The 16,996-nt window shown below is 58.3% G+C and carries 14 protein-coding genes; 4 read left to right on the top strand and 10 right to left on the bottom strand.

Annotation, left to right across the window (positions count from 1 at the left end; translation table 11 throughout):
* The first annotated feature begins 33 nt into the window (after positions 1-33).
* Positions 34-1,104: a hypothetical protein gene (locus ACP86_RS09775; RefSeq protein ID WP_053113499.1), complete on the top strand. Its 1,071-nt coding sequence runs from the start codon at positions 34-36 to the stop codon at positions 1,102-1,104.
* On the opposite strand, the gene ACP86_RS09770 is transcribed toward ACP86_RS09775, so the two are convergent.
* A complete protein-coding gene (locus tag ACP86_RS09770) occupies positions 1,101-1,352 on the bottom strand; it encodes a hypothetical protein (protein ID WP_053113497.1) in 252 nt (83 codons plus the stop codon). The genes ACP86_RS09775 and ACP86_RS09770 overlap by 4 nt on opposite strands.
* A 196-nt stretch (positions 1,353-1,548) precedes the next feature.
* On the opposite strand from ACP86_RS09770, the gene ACP86_RS09765 reads away from it, so the two are divergent.
* Positions 1,549-1,893: a hypothetical protein gene (locus ACP86_RS09765; protein WP_008176786.1), complete on the top strand. Its 345-nt coding sequence runs from the start codon at positions 1,549-1,551 to the stop codon at positions 1,891-1,893.
* A gap of 10 nt (positions 1,894-1,903) precedes the next feature.
* Here the strand turns inward: ACP86_RS09765 and ACP86_RS09760 are convergent, their stop codons facing one another.
* Together ACP86_RS09760 and ACP86_RS09755 are read right to left on the bottom strand one after the other, a co-directional pair.
* Complete coding sequence (locus ACP86_RS09760; protein ID WP_053113496.1) at positions 1,904-3,190, bottom strand: serine hydrolase domain-containing protein; 1,287 nt, start codon at positions 3,188-3,190, stop codon at positions 1,904-1,906.
* A 124-nt stretch (positions 3,191-3,314) separates the two neighbouring features.
* Entirely contained in the window at positions 3,315-4,502 is a 1,188-nt protein-coding gene (locus ACP86_RS09755) for a GGDEF domain-containing protein (protein ID WP_108018187.1), read from the bottom strand.
* 222 nt (positions 4,503-4,724) lie between these two features.
* Between ACP86_RS09755 and ybaK the strand changes: the two genes are divergently transcribed.
* Entirely contained in the window at positions 4,725-5,207 is a 483-nt protein-coding gene (gene ybaK / locus ACP86_RS09750) for a Cys-tRNA(Pro) deacylase (protein ID WP_008176781.1), read from the top strand.
* A gap of 3 nt (positions 5,208-5,210) precedes the next feature.
* Positions 5,211-6,404 (top strand): cation:proton antiporter, encoded by a 1,194-nt coding sequence (locus ACP86_RS09745; protein ID WP_053113494.1) that lies wholly within the window; start codon positions 5,211-5,213, stop codon positions 6,402-6,404.
* A gap of 98 nt (positions 6,405-6,502) precedes the next feature.
* On the opposite strand, the gene ACP86_RS09740 is transcribed toward ACP86_RS09745, so the two are convergent.
* The 7 genes from ACP86_RS09740 to ACP86_RS09710 form a co-directional block, all read right to left on the bottom strand.
* Positions 6,503-8,746, bottom strand: coding sequence for an NADP-dependent isocitrate dehydrogenase (locus ACP86_RS09740; RefSeq protein ID WP_014578929.1), 2,244 nt, complete (start codon positions 8,744-8,746; stop codon positions 6,503-6,505).
* Between the two features lie 484 nt (positions 8,747-9,230).
* Positions 9,231-11,219, bottom strand: coding sequence for an acetoacetate--CoA ligase (locus ACP86_RS09735; protein WP_053113491.1), 1,989 nt, complete (start codon positions 11,217-11,219; stop codon positions 9,231-9,233).
* A gap of 16 nt (positions 11,220-11,235) precedes the next feature.
* Positions 11,236-12,015 (bottom strand): 3-hydroxybutyrate dehydrogenase, encoded by a 780-nt coding sequence (locus tag ACP86_RS09730; protein ID WP_053113490.1) that lies wholly within the window; start codon positions 12,013-12,015, stop codon positions 11,236-11,238.
* A 13-nt stretch (positions 12,016-12,028) separates the two neighbouring features.
* Entirely contained in the window at positions 12,029-13,393 is a 1,365-nt protein-coding gene (locus ACP86_RS09725) for a TRAP transporter large permease (protein WP_053113488.1), read from the bottom strand.
* Positions 13,393-14,031: a TRAP transporter small permease subunit gene (locus tag ACP86_RS09720; RefSeq protein ID WP_008176766.1), complete on the bottom strand. Its 639-nt coding sequence runs from the start codon at positions 14,029-14,031 to the stop codon at positions 13,393-13,395. The genes ACP86_RS09725 and ACP86_RS09720 overlap by 1 nt, the downstream gene beginning before the upstream one ends.
* A gap of 116 nt (positions 14,032-14,147) precedes the next feature.
* Entirely contained in the window at positions 14,148-15,200 is a 1,053-nt protein-coding gene (locus ACP86_RS09715; protein WP_053113486.1) for a TRAP transporter substrate-binding protein, read from the bottom strand.
* A 327-nt stretch (positions 15,201-15,527) separates the two neighbouring features.
* Positions 15,528-16,940 carry a sigma-54 interaction domain-containing protein gene (locus ACP86_RS09710; RefSeq protein WP_014578922.1) on the bottom strand — a complete coding sequence of 471 codons (1,413 nt, stop codon included), beginning with the start codon at positions 16,938-16,940 and terminating at the stop codon, positions 15,528-15,530.
* Between the last annotated feature and the right edge of the window lie 56 nt (positions 16,941-16,996).

Genomic DNA, 16,996 nt, shown 5'->3' with positions numbered 1-16,996 from the left:
TACACCGTTTTTCGCATCCCGGGGCCATCTGAAATGAGACATTCCTGCATTTTCGCCGCTGTTTCCATGACCACACTTGTCCTGAGTGGCTGCGGACTTGAGGATACCGGACCTTCCGCGTTCAATCCGGCGACCAATGTGGATCTGACGTTCTCGAGCTTCAACCTGGAAAACACGGAGGTGGCACCGGACAACCTCGGCAATACCCGTTTCTGGGACTTTTACCGGGGCATCCAGCCGGCAGCAGACGATTCCGACGACCTGCAAACCACCGGGGAAATACGCAGCCACATCGAGGTTTTCATCCGCGCCACGCCAACGGACGCCGGCAACAGCTATGACAGCGTGCGCAACCCGCTGGACCTGATGAACCAGGTGCTGGCCTCCGGCGAAGTCACCAATTTCCAGGAAGGCAAACGATACATCAGCCAGAGGATTGCAGATGGTGTCGCAGGCACCTACAACAGCCGGGGCAAAGGCGCGCAGATCCGGTTCACAGACCAGTCGGCGGTGATTGCCAATCTGCCGCTGAACGACCAGCTCTGGATCTACCCGACGCTCGACTGGCGTTACCTGCCGGATGGCCCGGAAGGCTCGGATCTCGAAAACAAGGTATATCGCACGATCCAGTATGTCAGCCGCAGTGTTGAAGAAGAGGAGCAGGCCGCCCAGCCGGAACTGGTCAGCGTGCTGGCAGGCAGCCGGTTTGATGCCAACAGTTTCATGACACTGGGCTACAGCCCCACCGAATTCGCCACCGCCGACTACCTGAGTCGGAACCATGGCAGCATTGAACTGCGCCAGGATTTCATTGACGAAAACACCGACACGCTGTTTATAAAGAATGACGAATCCGAGGTGATCACACTCGATCGCTATCCGGGTTATGGCCTGGGAGACAACAGCCCGGACTGCCTGAGAGTCGAGCTGGATTACAACATGGACGTGGTCAGGATTTTTGCCTCGAACGGCGAGCCAGCGCGCATTGACGATCCTGACTCAACGGACGAGCAGGACACGATACCGAATCCGGCCAATTGCACCTACCAGGAAGATGCCGACGCGATTACCAGCTGGACAACGGTGCCTGTCGCCGGCCGCTAGCCGGCGCCGCCATCCCTGAGGTCCCAGTTCTGCAGGAAGCCTTTCTTGCGGTCGATCATGCGTTCATAGGTGGAGATCATGATGGCCGCGTGGGGTGCTTTGACAAGACGCAGGGTTTTTATACGGCGCTCCAGCCGTTCAACTTCAGAGCGCACCTGTTGGTGCACATGATTGCGAACGCTGTCGTGATGGTCCAGCTTGACCTCGCGGGAGGCGGGCTGGTTACTGGGGGGGGTGGGCTTGTCCATTCGGCTTCTCGTCCAATGAGTCGTGATAGATCCTTTTCCCATCACGCAAGTCTGCACAACTGTCCGACATAGTGCAATTAAAATGAATAGAGTTTCATTTTTATTTTCAGCTCTGCCGGACCACCTGTCATCCAGACGACAGAACCCCTGCTATAGTTCCCTGTAGAGACGACAATGCCCACCGACAGGAGCTCCCATGACCCAGACATCCGTGGCGGATACCCTCCGTGAATATCTGTCGCTGCTGGAACTGCTGGACGATGCCTACTGGGAAGCCAGCAGCATTCACCACAAGGACATGCTGTACGACATCATCAGCATATTCAGCCAGGAAGTGGCCGAGATAAACAAGCTCAGTATCCAGGACCACCATTACCCCTATGAGGTAATTACAGAAGGCATACGCCGGGTTGTGCCCAAGCTTGAGCGACTTGATGAAAACCGGGAAGACGTCATCCAGCGCACCCAGACCCTGACGGATTTCAGGGACATTCTGTCCTCCGTGCTGGGCATACTCGAAGCCCAGCTCAGGACGCTCTGAACCCTTTGCCTCAGGCGGCGATCAGCGGTCGCCGGTGCTCGGGTATCAACGGAAAACGATTGCCCACGGTATACACGAACTTCGCCAGTGCCGGCAGGTGATGACCGACGATCGGGATGCCGGTGTTCAGCAGACTGACCGAAATATCTCGGGCCGCATCCGCCCAACACAGCTTGTTGATCAGACCGACGTGACCGAAAGCAAACCGGCTGTTCTGACCCCAGAGGCCCACAGGATTGCCACCCAGCATCATGCCGGCACTGAAGCGCATGGGTATCATCATGGTGCGGTCTATCTGTAGCGAACCGAACTGTTGAATGGCCCGGCGGATGGTGATTTCGCTGCAGATACGACGGCCGTTCCAGAGCCCGCCATTCAGCATCATCTGGAAGAAGCGGCCCATTTCCTCGGCCGTACCGCACAGATTGCCCGCCGGAATCACCGCTTCCTGGAACCTCGGGTCATTGGTAACCCGCTCGACGGTCCGGATATCGCCACCCAGCGCGCGGTTAACAACCCAGGAAACGGGGAAACGCGGCGTTGGTCCGGTGGCGTAATTGCAGGCCAGCTCATCGAGATGCTCCGGGGCAATGCCATAGGTAAACCATTTCATGCCCATGGGCCGACGCAAATGCTTGTCGAGGTATTTTTCAATGGTGTCGCCCGTGACGCGTTCCAATACCCGCTGCAGGACAAAACCGCCGGTGATGGCGTGATAGGCCACCTTGGCGCCGTCCACTTCCACCGGTCGTGCAGCACAGAGCAGACGCCAGATTTCATCGTTATCCCACAGCACATCAATCGGCGTTTCCCGTGGAATGGCAGGAATGCCCCCGCGGTGAGAAAGAATCTGGTGAACGGTGATGGTCCTTTTCCCATTAACCCCGAACTCCGGGCAGTAGTAGGAGACGGGATCCATCAGGTTGACCAGGCCCTGTTCCGCCAGCATGTGCATAAGCAGTGCCGTCACCGCCTTGGAGGCGGAGAAGTAGCAGATCGGAGTATCAGTCGTCATCGGAACCTTGGCGGCGTCGCGCGGGTCATGGGGGCCATTGCCACTGGCATGGCCAATCGCCCGGTGCAGAACCTGCTCACCCTTGTGGCGGATGGAAATCTGGATACCCGGGTGCACGCCGGTCCGGTAAAGGCTCTGGACGCTGCGCCACAGGGCATCAACCGTTTCCTGACTGACACCGGCAGCAGCCGGATTTTCACCGGCATCATCCCGAAAGGTGACGGATTCGAGATCCTCGGGAATCTGACTGCTATGGAGGGCACGGCGGGCAAGTCGGTTCATCGGCTCAAACCTTTTTCAGTACGATTGTTGTTTTTCTATGTTCAACAGAACCGGCCCGGGCCACATTGGCCGGGCCGCAGCAAAGCGGACGTCACCTCCTCCACCTGCCAGGACACGAGTCTCACTACTGATTATGGACCTGGTCGTGCAGGTGCGCCATGGCGACACAGTTGCGGCCCCTATCCTTTGCCAGATACATGGCTTTGTCGGCGGCGGCACAGAGTGTCGAAGCAGTCTGCCCGTGATCCGGGTAGACCGCAACGCCCACGCTGATGGTCAGGGGCACCGCCTCGCCATTCCCCAACGGCTGCGGCTCTTCCGCCACTTTGCGCCGTAAACGCTCGGCCGTTTCCTGGGCCTCCTCCAGATCCATTTCAGGCAAAACAATCACGAACTCCTCGCCGCCAAACCGACCGATGGAATCGACGCTGCGGACGCTACCCAGCAACAGGCGGCTGATAGCTCTGAGAACCGAGTCACCTGCAGCATGGCCGTAGGTGTCATTCACATCCTTGAAATGGTCGAAATCCACCCAGAGCACTGCCATGGGTCGCTGGTAACGACGGGCTCTCTGAAGCTCCTCATCCAGCACCCGGGACATCTCCCGCCTGTTCAGAAGACCGGTCAGGGGATCCCGAGTGGCCATTTGCTCAAGCTCTGTCTCTAGCACTTTGCGGTCAGAAATGTCCAGAATGATGCCTTCCAGGTGGAGCGAGCCATCGTCCTCCTGAACGCCTCGTCCCCGCTCCCAGACCCAGATACGACTGCCGTCTTTTCGGGTGACCTCGTATTCCAGGGAAAACGATTCTTCTTTTTCCAGGGCCACTCTGACTTGCTCGAACAGTTGCTGATTAGAAGCGTCGCTAACCAGCGCCGCATAGCTGGTGACCCGGTTGTTGACCAACTCATCGGGCTCATAACCAGTCAGCTTGGTGCATCCCTGGGAGACAAATTTCATTGTCCAGTCGGGATCATACAGGCAGCGATAGGCCATGCCCGGGAGATTGTCCATCAGGATCTGGAGCTGACGCTCGCGCTCACGGAGTGCTTGCCGTTGTCGGTGCTGGAGGTTGAGCAGGGCCCGATCCTTGGTGAGTTGGCGGAGCAACACAGAAAAGAGAATCACCCCGGTTATCAGCACAAAGAAAGAGCCTTTCCAGGTCTGGATGACGGAGAGGGTTTTCGGATCGGGAAACCATGTTTCCGCGAGAGTGTCGGAAAACGCAATCCAGGCAAAGCCGGCGATCAGATAGACCACGGCAGCCCAGCCAGCGCGCCGCAGGGGTGTGCGGTTTTCGTTCAAGCTTTTCATTCCCTGAGATTTCGACGACGAAGGCTCCATGAACACCGCCATCGATGTTTGAATATTTATAATGTACGAAAAATAGTCATAACGGCGCTTTAAGTCGAGCGTCAAATGTCATGCCCGGTAAAATCCACCCGGGAATCGGGTTTTGCCTCCACGCCAGACAGTTGTTGTGATGCCGCTTAGCTGCTTTAATTCCCGGTTTCTGCCGTCTTTCAGGAGCCCAGCATGACGCCTGGCATCAACGCTGCGCGCAAAGCCTCTGTACCCCATACCATCCATGAGTACGACCACGACCCGGCCAGCGAGAGCTATGGTACCGAGGCCGCCGAGAAAACCGGCGTGGATCCCGCCCGGGTCTTCAAAACACTGGTTGTGGCCATCGACGGCAAGGAGCTGGTGGTTGCCATTGTCCCGGTGACCACCATGCTCAATATGAAACTGATCGCCCGGGCCTCAGGTGGGAAAAAAGCCGGGATGGCAGACAAACAGTTGGTCGAGCGCACCACCGGCTATGTCCTGGGTGGTGTCAGCCCCCTGGGCCAGAGAAAACAGCTGACAACCTTTATTGACGACTCGGCATTGGACTTCGACACCATATTTGTCAGCGGGGGGCGCAGAGGGCTAGAGATTGAACTTGCGCCCCGCGATCTGGCCCTCCTGACCAAAGGCGCGTTCGCTCCGCTACATTCCACCCCCCACCAGGAGTAGCCCGTGAATCACGCAACGGATCTGCTACTAATCGGCGGCACCCTGCTGCTGGCTCTTGCCGCACACGGCATCGGCCAGCGCATACACGTGCCCAGGGTTACCCTGTTGCTATTGCTTGGGGCGCTTGCCGGGCCGGAACTTCTGGATCTTCTGCCAGCAGGTGCAGACGATCACTTCGGATTCATTACCCAATTAACGCTTGCCATGGTCGGCTTCCTGCTGGGCGAGCGCATGGCAGTGAAAAACCTGTCAGAAGGCCGGGAAGCCGTGATTGTGAGCCTCGCGGTCACTCTGGTGACGGCGGCATTTGTTGCCGTTGCAGTCTGGCTTGTTACTCGTAATCTACCCGCTGCGCTGCTCCTGGGTTCCATCGCAACAGCAACAGCACCGGCAGCAACACTTGATACGTTGAAGGAAGCTGGTGCGAACGGTCCGCTGACCCGGCTGGTGTTCCAGGTCGTCGCCATTGATGATGCCTGGGGCGCCATCCTGTTCAGTATCTGCCTGGTCGGTGCACAACTGCTGCTGGGCGAAGGCGGTACCGGGCTTTCGACCCTCGGAGTCGGTCTTTTGGATGTCGGAGGGGCGGTTCTGCTGGGCACGGTCCTGGGTCTGCCTATGGCCTGGCTTACGGGCCGGCTGCGGCCCGGCGAGCCGATGTTGCTCGAGTCCGCCGGGTTTGTTTTTGTAGCCGCCGGTATCGCGTCATTTCTTGGTCTCTCCTATCTGCTGACCTGCATGACCCTCGGCATCGTGGTCGCCAACCGGGCAAGGCATCATGTGCGCCCGTTCCGCTCAATTGAAGGGGTTTCCGAGCCGTTCCTGGCCCTGTTCTTCTTTATGGCCGGCTACCAGCTCGAGTGGGCCATGCTGCCAACCCTCGGCGCACTGGGCCTCGCCTATGTTGCCGCCCGGATTGCCGGCAGGTTGGCCGGCGGACGGTTCGGCGGCTATCTGGCCGGTTCTGCATCTCATACCCGGAAACGGATCGGCGCCTGCCTCATGCCCCAGGCCGGCGTTGCCCTAGGCCTGGCACTGCTGGCCACAGAACGGCTGCCGGAACTGACGTATATTCTGCCTCTGGTCATTGGTGCAACGGTGATCTTTGAACTGGTGGGACCCCCACTCACCCTGATTCAGCTCAGGCGAGCCGGCGAAACCGGCAAAGGCTATCAGGACGAACCGGACGAGGAATGAACGCCCGGTATACAGCCATAAAAAAACCGGAGAACCCGCCAGGGTTGTCCGGTTTTTTGAGGGCATCCGCCTGTTAAGCCGGATGCTCACAGGCTGACTTACTTCACGGATGCGCGAGCTTCTTCGAGAATCCGGTTCAGCGTGGCGCTCGGCTGCATCACTTCGCAGACCTTCTCCATCGGCGGGTGGTAGTAGCCACCGATATCCGCCGGGTTGCCCTGAACCACCGTCATCTCTTCCAGGATCTTGTCCTTGTTCTCTTCCAGCTGTGCAGACAGCTTGGTGAAGAACTCCTTCAGCTCCTTGTCGCTGTCCTGGTTGGCCAGTTCCTCTGCCCAGTAGCGGGCGAGGTGGAAGTGGGAACCACGGTTGTCGAGCTCGCCGGTTACCCGGGACGGAGACTGGTTGTTTTCCAGCAGACGCTCGGTGGCCTTGTCCAGGGTCTGACCCAGCAGACGCGCGCGCTCGTTGTTCTGCTTCTCGCCCAGCTCGTCCAGGGAGACCGCAGTGGCCAGGAACTCACCCAGAGAGTCCCAGCGCAGGTGGTTTTCCTGGATCAGCTGCTGCACGTGCTTGGGTGCGGAACCGCCGGCACCGGTCTCGTACAGGCCACCGCCGTTGAGCAGCGGAACGATGGACAGCATCTTGGCACTGGTACCCAGCTCAAGGATCGGGAACAGGTCGGTGAGGTAGTCACGCAGTACGTTACCGGTCACGGAGATGGTGTCGAGACCGCGAATCAGGCGCTCCATGGTCCAGCGGATGGCGCGAACCGGGGACATGATGCGGATATCCAGACCTTCAGTGTCGTGATCCTTCAGATAGGTGTTCACTTTCTGGATCAGCTGCGCGTCGTGAGCACGCTCGTCGTCCAGCCAGAACACGGCCGGCATACCGGTGGCACGGGCACGATTGACCGCCAGCTTGACCCAGTCACGGATCGGCAGGTCCTTGGTCTGGCATGCGCGCCAGATGTCGCCTTTCTCAACGTTGTGCTCGGTCAGCACGGTGCCGTCTTCGGCAACAACGCGAACAACACCGTCTTCCTTGATTTCAAAGGTCTTGTCGTGAGAGCCGTACTCTTCGGCTTTCTGCGCCATCAGACCAACGTTCGGTACGGTCCCCATGGTGGTGGGATCGAAGGCACCGTGAGTCTTACAGAAGTTGATCACTTCCTGGTAGATGGTGGCGTAGGTGGACTCGGGCATAACCGCCTTGGTGTCCTTGAGCTTGTTGTCACGCGCCCACATCTTGCCGGAGTTACGGATCATCGCCGGCATGGAAGCATCAACAATGACGTCGCTTGGAACGTGCAGGTTGGTGATGCCCTTGACGGAATCAACCATGGCGATTTCCGGACGGTGCTCGTAACAGGCGTGCAGGTCTTCCTGGATCTGCTCCTGCTTGGATTCCGGCAGTTGCTTGATCTTCTCGACCACGCTGGACAGACCGTTGTTCGGGTTCACGCCGATCTCGTCGAACAGCTCGCCGTACTTGTCGAACAGATCTTTGTAGAAAACCTTCACCGCGTGACCGAACACGATCGGGTGGGAGATTTTCATCATGGTGGCTTTCACGTGCAGGGAGAACATGACACCGGTGTTCTCGCAATCGGCAATGGCGTCCTCGAAGAACTTCACCAGCGCCTTCTTGCTCATGAACATGCCGTCCAGAACTTCGCCTTCCTGCAGCGGCAGGTCGGATTTCAGAACCGTCTGCTTACCCTGCTTGTTCTCGAACACGATGTTGGCTTTGGTCGCCTTGTCGAGAGTTACGGACTGCTCGCTGGAGTAGAAGTCACCACCGCGCATGTGGGCCACGTGGGTACGTGAGGCCGGGCTCCACTCACCCATGGAATGCGGGTATTTGCGGGCAAAAGCCTTTACGGCAGTCGGCGCACGACGGTCGGAGTTGCCCTCACGCAGCACCGGGTTAACGGCACTACCGAGAACCTTGGCATAGCGGGACTGAATTTCTTTCTCTTCGTCATTTTCCGGGTTTTCTTTGTATTCCGGAACGTTGTAACCCTGCTCGTTCAGCTCCTTGATCGCGGCCCGCAGCTGGGGAATGGACGCTGAGATATTCGGCAGTTTGATGATGTTGGCGTCCGGGTCCTTGGTGTATTCACCCAGTTCGGCCAGGGCATCCGGAACCCGCTGATCTTCCTCCAGATAATCCGGGAAGTTCGCCAGAATACGCGCCGCGAGAGAGATGTCGCTGGTTTCGAATTCAATACCAGCCGGCTTGGCGTAGGTTTCCAGGATGGGAAGAAGCGACCGTGTTGCGAGGGCTGGCGCCTCGTCAGTCAGTGTGTAGACAATCTTGGCTTTGGATGATGTCATTTTCGTCCTCAGGCTAATGGGTGGGTTCAGGACGGTCATGGCGGGGTCAGGCGTCTTTTGAACGTCCGACCTGAGCAATGACTGATTAGGAACTTTTGATAGGGCTACTAAGATACCATTTTTTCGTTAATTTTGGTTACGATCTTAGTATAAGAACGGACTAAAAATGCCTGATCTTCGGTTACAAGACGATGAAATGGCGGGAATTTACGAAACTTTCTAACATCGGACATTCGGGTAGAGCGGCAGAAGAACCCCTTTCCAAAACACGCTCCTAACGGCACATCCCTGTGACGCTTGGGCTCCGCCATCCCTGGCTCCGCACAGTTTTGGAAAGGGGTTCTTCTGCCGCTCACCGGGCCTCTCGGTGTGCCTCCGCGCGGTCAATCAAGGCCATTCTCGGAAGCATTTTTGTCGACAAAATCAAGAGAGTAAGTCGGATTAGCACAGCATAAACCGACAGCCTCCATCAGATTTCAGACCTTCAACTGGGCAACAGCCCAACCTCGGCCAACCGCTCCCGAATGTGATCCAACGCTTCGGGGTTCCCCAAAGCATCCCGATTGTCCGCCTTCTTCGAACCATTGATCAGACGGGCCACTGCCAATTCCACCTTTTTGCCACTGCGGGTGTACGGAATGTCGTTCACCTCCACAATGTGCTTGGGCACGTGCCGTGGGCTGGCGCCCTCGCGGATTCGACTCTTGAGCTGTTTCAGCAGATCGTCGGTGATTTCCTGACCGTCGGCCGGAACCACCAGCAAAACCACTTCCACGTCGCCGTCGATCTGACGGCCGACAACGAGGCTGTCTTTGACCTCGGCCACGGTTTCGACCTGGCGGTAGATTTCCGCGGTACCGATTCGAACGCCGCCCGGGTTCAGGGTGGCGTCAGAGCGGCCATAGATGATGGCGCCGCCGTGTTCGGTGAACTCGATGAAATCACCATGGGCCCATACGCCCGGGAAGGTGTTGAAGTAGGCGTCGCGGTAGCGCTCGCCATCCGGATCCTGCCAGAAGCTGACGGGCATGGATGGCAGCGGCTGACGGCAGACCAGCTCGCCGCGACCTTCACTGACCGGCTGGCCATCGTCGCCGTAGGCAACCGCGTCGACGCCCAGGAAACGGCACTGGATTTCGCCGCGGCGAACAGGCAGCAGTGGCGTTGAACCCACGAAGCAGCCGCAGATGTCCGTGCCACCGGCAATGGAGCCAAGCAGGGCGTCGGGGGCGCCATCGCTGTAAACCCAGTCATAGTCTTCCGGCAACAGCGGTGAGCCGGTGGAAAACACCACTCGCAGCTTGCTCTGATCCAGGGTTTTTGCGGGCTTGAGTTCGCCTTTTCGGCAGCCGGCAATGAACCGGGCGCTGGTTCCGAAGTGGGTGACCTTCTCTTCCGCAACGGTGTCCCACAGAAAGTTCAGGCTCGGGTAACCCGGAGAGCCATCAACGGTGATTACGGCGGCGCCGGTCATCAGGGCGGAGGCCTGCCAGTTCCACATCATCCAGCCACAGGTGGTGAAGTACAGGAATCGGTCTTCGGGGCCAACGTCGCCGTGAAGCATCAGCTCCTTGGCATGATTGACCAGCAGGCCAGCATTGCCGTGCACGATGCACTTGGGTTTGCCCGTGGTGCCGGAGGAATACAGGATATACACCGGATGATCCGGAGGCAGAGGCGTAAAGGAAGGAGCCGTTCCTTCGCCAGCAGCGAGGGCGTTTTCCCAGGTAGTCACCAGATCGCCCGAAATCGGAGCCTCGTCTGGCAGTTGCTGGACACTGACAACCGCCTTGAGCGTTGGCAGGCCGGCAATGAGCTCGGCAAAATCCTGCTGGCGCGCAAACACTTTGCCGCCGTAGCCGTAGCCGTTCACGACGATCAGAGCCGAAGGTTCGATCTGGCCAAAGCGGTCAAGAATCGCGCCGATGCCGAAATCCGGTGACGCGGAACTCCAGATGGCCCCAAGACTTGTAGCGGCCAGCATCCCCACCAGGGCTTCATAGCCGTTGGTAACAACACCGGCTACCCGGTCACCCTGTTTGATGCCTTTGCTGCGCAGGAAGGCTTCCAGGGCACCGGCATCGGCTTTCAGTTCGGCGTAGGTGCGACGCAGCACCGGACGGGTTTCGCAGTACGCCACGACCGCTTCGCGATCGCGGTGCTCACCATCTGCCAGCCTCAGCAGGTTGGCAGCAAAGTTCAGCTTCATCCCGGGGAACCATTCGGCGCCCGGCATTTCATGCTTGCCCAGTACTTTTTCAGCCGGCGTATCGCAGACAAGACCACAGTAATCCCAGACTTTTTGCCAGAAGGTTTCCAGCTCATCAATGGACCACTGGTGCAGTGCGTGGTAGTCAGCAAACGGGCCGAAGCCCTGCTGCTCAAGCCATGTCCTGAACTGGCCCATACGGGAATTGGCCAGGGTGTCTTCCGACGGAGACCAGACTACCGGTGATTGTTCTTCATTGCTCATCCATATCTCCTGAATGTTACTGCATATGCCAGCCGTGACTGACCACGATGGACTGGCCAGTCAAAGCCGCAGAGGGGAATGCAGCCAGATGAACCGCCAACTCTGCCACGTCTTCCAGGGTGGTGAATTCCCCGTCCACAGTGTTCTTGAGCATAACTTTACTGATCACTTCCTCTTCGGAAATGCCCAGCTCCTTGGCCTGTTCCGGAATCTGCTTGTCCACCAGGGGCGTGCGCACAAACCCGGGGCAGATGATGTTGCTCCGCACCCCGTGTTCCGCACCTTCCTTCGCCACCGCCCGACACAACCCCAGCATGCCGTGCTTGGCCGCCACATAAGGGGCTTTCAGGGGAGAAGCCTCCAGAGAATGCACCGACCCCATGTAGAGCATGGTGCCACCGCCGCTCTCGTACATGTGCTTGAGTGCCGCGCGAGTCACCAGGAAAGCGCCATCAAGATGCACATTCATGACTTTGCGCCAATCGGAATAAGCCAGTTTGTGCACCGGATCAATGTGCTGGATGCCGGCGTTCGCAATGGCGATGTCCAGACCACCCCACTGTTTAACCACAGAGTTGACGTTTACGTCAACTGCATCTTCGTCAGTCACATCCATTTCAAGGGCGATGGCAGTGCCGCCGGCCTGCTCGATGGCATCTACGGTGTCCTGGGCCGCCTCGAGTGTCAGATCAGCCACAGCGACCTTGGCGCCTTCGCGGCCGTAGGCCTCGGCAATGGCCCGGCCGATGCCGCGACCGGCACCGGTAATCAAAGCAATCCGGTTTTCCAGACGCATGGTTATTTTCTCCTTAGTCGTAAGCCACGCTGGGCAGCCAGGTCGCGATTTCCGGTACCACGAACACAATAGCCAGCGCTGCCAGCTGAATAATGATGAACGGTATAACGCCACGGTAGATGTCGGTAACGGCGATCTCCGGCGGCGCTACACCCTTGATGTAGAACAGCGCGAATCCGACCGGTGGCGTCAGGAAAGAGGTCTGCAGGCACATGGCAAACAGGATGGTGAACCAGACCAGATCAAAGCCAAGGCTCTGCACAACCGGGGCAACCAGCGGCAGGATGATCAGTGTGATTTCCACCCAGTCCAGGAAGAAGCCGAGCAGGAATACGCCGAACAGAATGGTCAGAATCACGCCATAAGGACCGAACGGCAGACCCAACAGAGCGTCTTCGATCACTTGGTCGCCGCCCAGACCCCGCAGGACCACGGAGAACGCGGTGGCACCCAGGAAGATGGCAAAGATGAACGCCGCCGTGCGCGTCGTCTGCTGCATGGAAGAGTTCAGCACGTTCAGGTTCAGTCGGCCAGACATCAGTGCCAGCAGGAGAGCACCCAGGGCGCCCACACCGGAAGCCTCCGTTGGAGTCGCTATGCCGGCAAAGATGGAACCCAGTACGCCCAGGATCAACGCGGCGGTTGGCACTACTGCCTTTGCCACTTCCCAGACGATGGCCCAGCTCACTTTTTCGGTACCTTCCGGCACCGGCGCAATGTTCGGCTGCAGCATCGGACGGATAATCGCGTAGGCCACGTACATGGCACCCAGCATAAGGCCGGGGAAGAAGGCGCCCATGAACAGGTCACCGACTGACGCCTCGGGAACCGCCAGGCGGTCGGCCATCAGAACCAGCATAATGGAGGGCGGAATCAGAATACCCAGGGTTCCGGTGGCACACGCCGTACCCACCGCAAAGCCCTTGTCGTACTTGTTCTCCATCATGACCGGCAGGGACAACATGCCGAGGAGCACGACGGACGCCCCGATGATACCGGTGGTCGCGGCCAACAGAACGCCGATAACGATGACGGTCACCGCATAGCCGCCGCGAACGGCGCCAAACAGTTTGACCATGCTGTTCATCAGTCGCTCGGCTACGCCGGACTGGTCAAGCATGATGCCCATGAATATAAACATGGGCAGTGCCACAAGGGTTTCGCTACTGACCACCTTCCAGATTCGCTCGGGCACAAGCCCCATGGAAGATTGATAATCGAACCACAGATTGGCTCCAAAATTCTCAACGGCGACGACACCAACAACGGTCCAGATAACCGCGGTGCCGCCCAGTACCCAAGCAACCGGATAGCCGGTCATCAGCAGCGCCCCGAAGGTGAGGAACATGCCGATTACAAATAGGGTTTCAAGCTCCATCAGGACGCATCCTCTTTCTTGGTCTCACCGGACTCGACCCGGATTGGCTTCGGAAAGCCGAAAAGCAAAGCCGTCACTTTCAGCAGACGGGACAGGGCCGCGACGATCAGGAGCCCAAACGACAGCGCGAGAACGCCCTTGAGAATCCAGCGGTAAGGAAGGCCCGCCGGCGCCTGACTGGTCTCGCCCTGCTCCCAGGAGCTCACGGCATAGGGAATCATTTCGTAGACCGCCAACACCAAAAACGGCAACAACAGGAACACCAGCCCAAACAGCTCGATCCAGGCCTGGCCTTTCAACGACAAGCGCTCATGGATAACGTCCACCCGCACGTGATCATCGGTTACCAGGGTGTAGCCCAGCCCCAACAACCAGCCCGCGCCAGCCAGATGCCATTGAACTTCCTCCAGAGTGACCGACCCCATGCCAAAGGCATAGCGCCCCACCACTGCGTAGATAATCACGCCCGTGACCACAATCCAGAGCCAGGAGGCACTCTTGCCTATTGCAGAAATCACGGCGTCCAGAACCCGGCTTAGCCAGGTGGTTGGAAACTCGGTGTGATGATGAATAAATTGACCGGCGTCCGACGCCGATGCATGCACCTCGGGCGGAGAGCCTTTATCAGACACTGTCATACAACAGTTCCTCGTTCAGAAAGCCTGCCGTGAAACAAGGATGGCCCCGCAGGGCCATCCAGACTAAATCAAAGAGCACCGGCATTGCGTCCGGTGCCCTGGGTCAGCCCCGAACCTTACAGGTCCGCCGGAACATAGGCGCGGGTATCCCACACCTTGTAGGATTCCATGAACTCCTGCTGGCTTTCATAGACACGCTTGAAGTCAGCATCCTTGGAAGCTTCTTCTTCAAGCACTTCCTCGGTTACTTCGCGCAACTTGAGCAGAACGTCGCGGGGGATCTGGTCAGCCTGAACGCCCTTGTCCTGGAACTCGGCCAGAACCTTGCCGTTCTTGTACTCGCCCTCGGCCAGACCACGGGTGGTTGCCGCGGTGCAGGAAGCCTCAACCAGCGCCTTCTGTGCCTCGGTGGCCCGTGCCCACTCGTCCTTGTTGATCAGCATGTACTGGGCTGTGAACTGCTGGTGCCAGCCCGGGAACAGGTTGTACTTGACCACCTGGTTGAAGCCGAGGATCTGATCGATGGCTGGCATGGAGAATTCGGTGGCATCGATGGTGCCCTTCTCCAGTGCCTGGTAGAGCTCGCCGCCAGGCATCATGGTGACAGAGGCGCCCAGCTTTTCGAGGACCTTGCCGCCGAGGCCGGCGAAGCGGATCTTCAGGCCTTTGTAATCTTCCAGGGTCTCGATGGGCTCGGAATACCAACCCGCTGTTTCAGGCCCAATGATACCGCACAGCTGTGCGTGAACATTGAAGCCTTTGTTGGCATAGGTTTCCTGCAGCATTTCATGACCGCCACCGTAGTAATACCAGCCGATGTAGGCAGGCGGCTTCATGCCGAAGGGAACAGCGGCAAACAGGGGAATCGCAGGCACTTTGCCCTGGTCGTAACCGATCCAGGTGTAACCGGCGGAAACCTTGCCGTCTGAGACGGACTGCAGGATGTCGAACGGCGGAACCAGCTTGCCGGGCTCATAGACACGGACCTGGATGCTGCCATCAGAAGCGGTAGTGAGGTTGTCTGCAACCCAGGCAGCGGGAGAACCGAGGCCAGGAAGGTTGGTTGCGAAGGCTACGGGCATTTTCCAGCGCAGATCGTCTGCAAAAGCGGAGCCCGTGGTAAGAGCGATCGCACCGGCCACACCGGTGAGAGCCTTGAGAAGTTTCATTGGCAAGTCTCCTAACTTTGTTGTTTTGTCTGGCCTGGCGGCTTTCAACCAGAAAGGCCTGAACTGAGTATAATCAGAGAATGCAGGAACAGACGGACAGGGTGATGTTTGGGGTCCAACAGTTAGCGCCAGTCTTGTTCTGTGCATTGTTCTGACGTCCTGCGCCTCGGATATAGCAGACACTATGCCATCTTAGTTTTATTGATATAATTCAGCAAGTTATAAAATGCGGTCGAAGCCGGCACGAGGGAAAGTGTCCGGAATTTAGGACATCATTAGACGTCAGTCGTAAGGGATTGTACGGATGAGCAGACAGTCGTCCGGATTTCAGGACAACTTGGCCAGTTTCTCGTACAGAACAGATCGGGATATACCCAACAGCTTGGCAGCCCGGGTACGGTTGCCACGGCTTGCCACCAGAGCTTCTTCGATCGCCTGGGCCTCTGCCTCGGCGAGTGTCTGGGACAACGGCCTCACGGGTTGCGGTGCAAGAGAAGACACCGGGCGCGTCCCGGCTCGGGGCAACACCTTGAAAATCGCGTCGGCATCGAGCAAGCCACCTTCCTCGCCCATGGTCATTGCCCGCTCGAGAACGTTGCGCAACTCACGGATATTGCCCGGCCAGTCATAACTGCCCAGCGCCGAGACGCCGGCATCCGTAATCTCACCACGCAACTCCAGACCCTCGCAGATCTCTTCAAGAAGCGCTTCGCAGAGCACACCGAGATCCGCCAGCCGATCCCTCAAGGGTGGAATGGGGATTTCCAGGACATTAAGGCGGTAATAAAGATCGGAGCGGAAAGTACCTTCGGAGATCATGACCTCAAGATTTCTGCTGGTGGCAGCAATAACCCGAACATCCACCGAAACCACCTTGTTGGAGCCCAGCGGTTCAATCTCTCCCTCTTGCAGGGCCCGCAACAGCTTGGCCTGCAGCGGCAACGGCATGTCACCCACCTCGTCGAGAAACAGGGTGCCACCGTTAGCCAGTTGAAACTTGCCTTCCCGGGTGCGGCGATCGGCACCGGTGTAGGCGCCGGGTGCGACGCCAAAGAACTCGGCCTCAAGGAGGTTGTCCGGAATGGCGGCCACGTTCACTCCCACGAACGGTTTCTCCGCACGTCCCGAGACCGTATGAATCGCCTGGGCGAGTACTTCCTTGCCGGTGCCCGTTTCTCCCAGCAGTAGAACCGGCATATCGCGACCGGCCGCCAAGCGCGCGCGACGCTTGACCTCCAGCGCTGCCGGGCTGGCACCAACGAAATCACCGAGGCTGTAGCGAGTACCTCGTGCCTTTTTCGCCAACGCCTTGCGCGCGGCCGCAAGATCCTGGTGGAGCCGACGGTATTTCGACACCAGTGGCGTCAGGGGCTGAAGGTCGTCGTAAAGTACAAAGGCCACGGCACCGACGATTTTTCCGTTGTCGTCGTAGTACGGCAGGCGCGTTACCACCAACTGTTGCTGGTTGTGCTCCATGATGTCCAGCAGCAGGGGTTTACCGGTTTCGACCACTTCGGGCATTCGGGTGTGAGGGATTAGCTGGCGCACCGGTTTGCCGATGATGGTAGACGGATCGCCCAGGCCAAGAAGATGGGAGTAGCTGCTGTTAATCCAGGTAATCCGTGCATCGCAGTCCACGGCGATGGCACCGGCGCTGGCTTCCTCGAACATGGGAAACAGGGCTTCGATCAGGTCTCTGGTCAGGCCACTTTTATTGTTGTCAGAAAACAGCTGTGTCATGTACCGCGCACCAACGGGTCGAATGTCATTCATCTGGATAACCCTCGCACCCGACA

The sequence above is a fragment of the Marinobacter sp. CP1 genome (assembly GCF_001266795.1).
In the GTDB taxonomy this organism is placed as follows: domain Bacteria; phylum Pseudomonadota; class Gammaproteobacteria; order Pseudomonadales; family Oleiphilaceae; genus Marinobacter; species Marinobacter flavimaris.
Note: the sequence above shows the minus strand (reverse complement) of the source record. Positions and strands in the feature narration are given on the sequence as shown.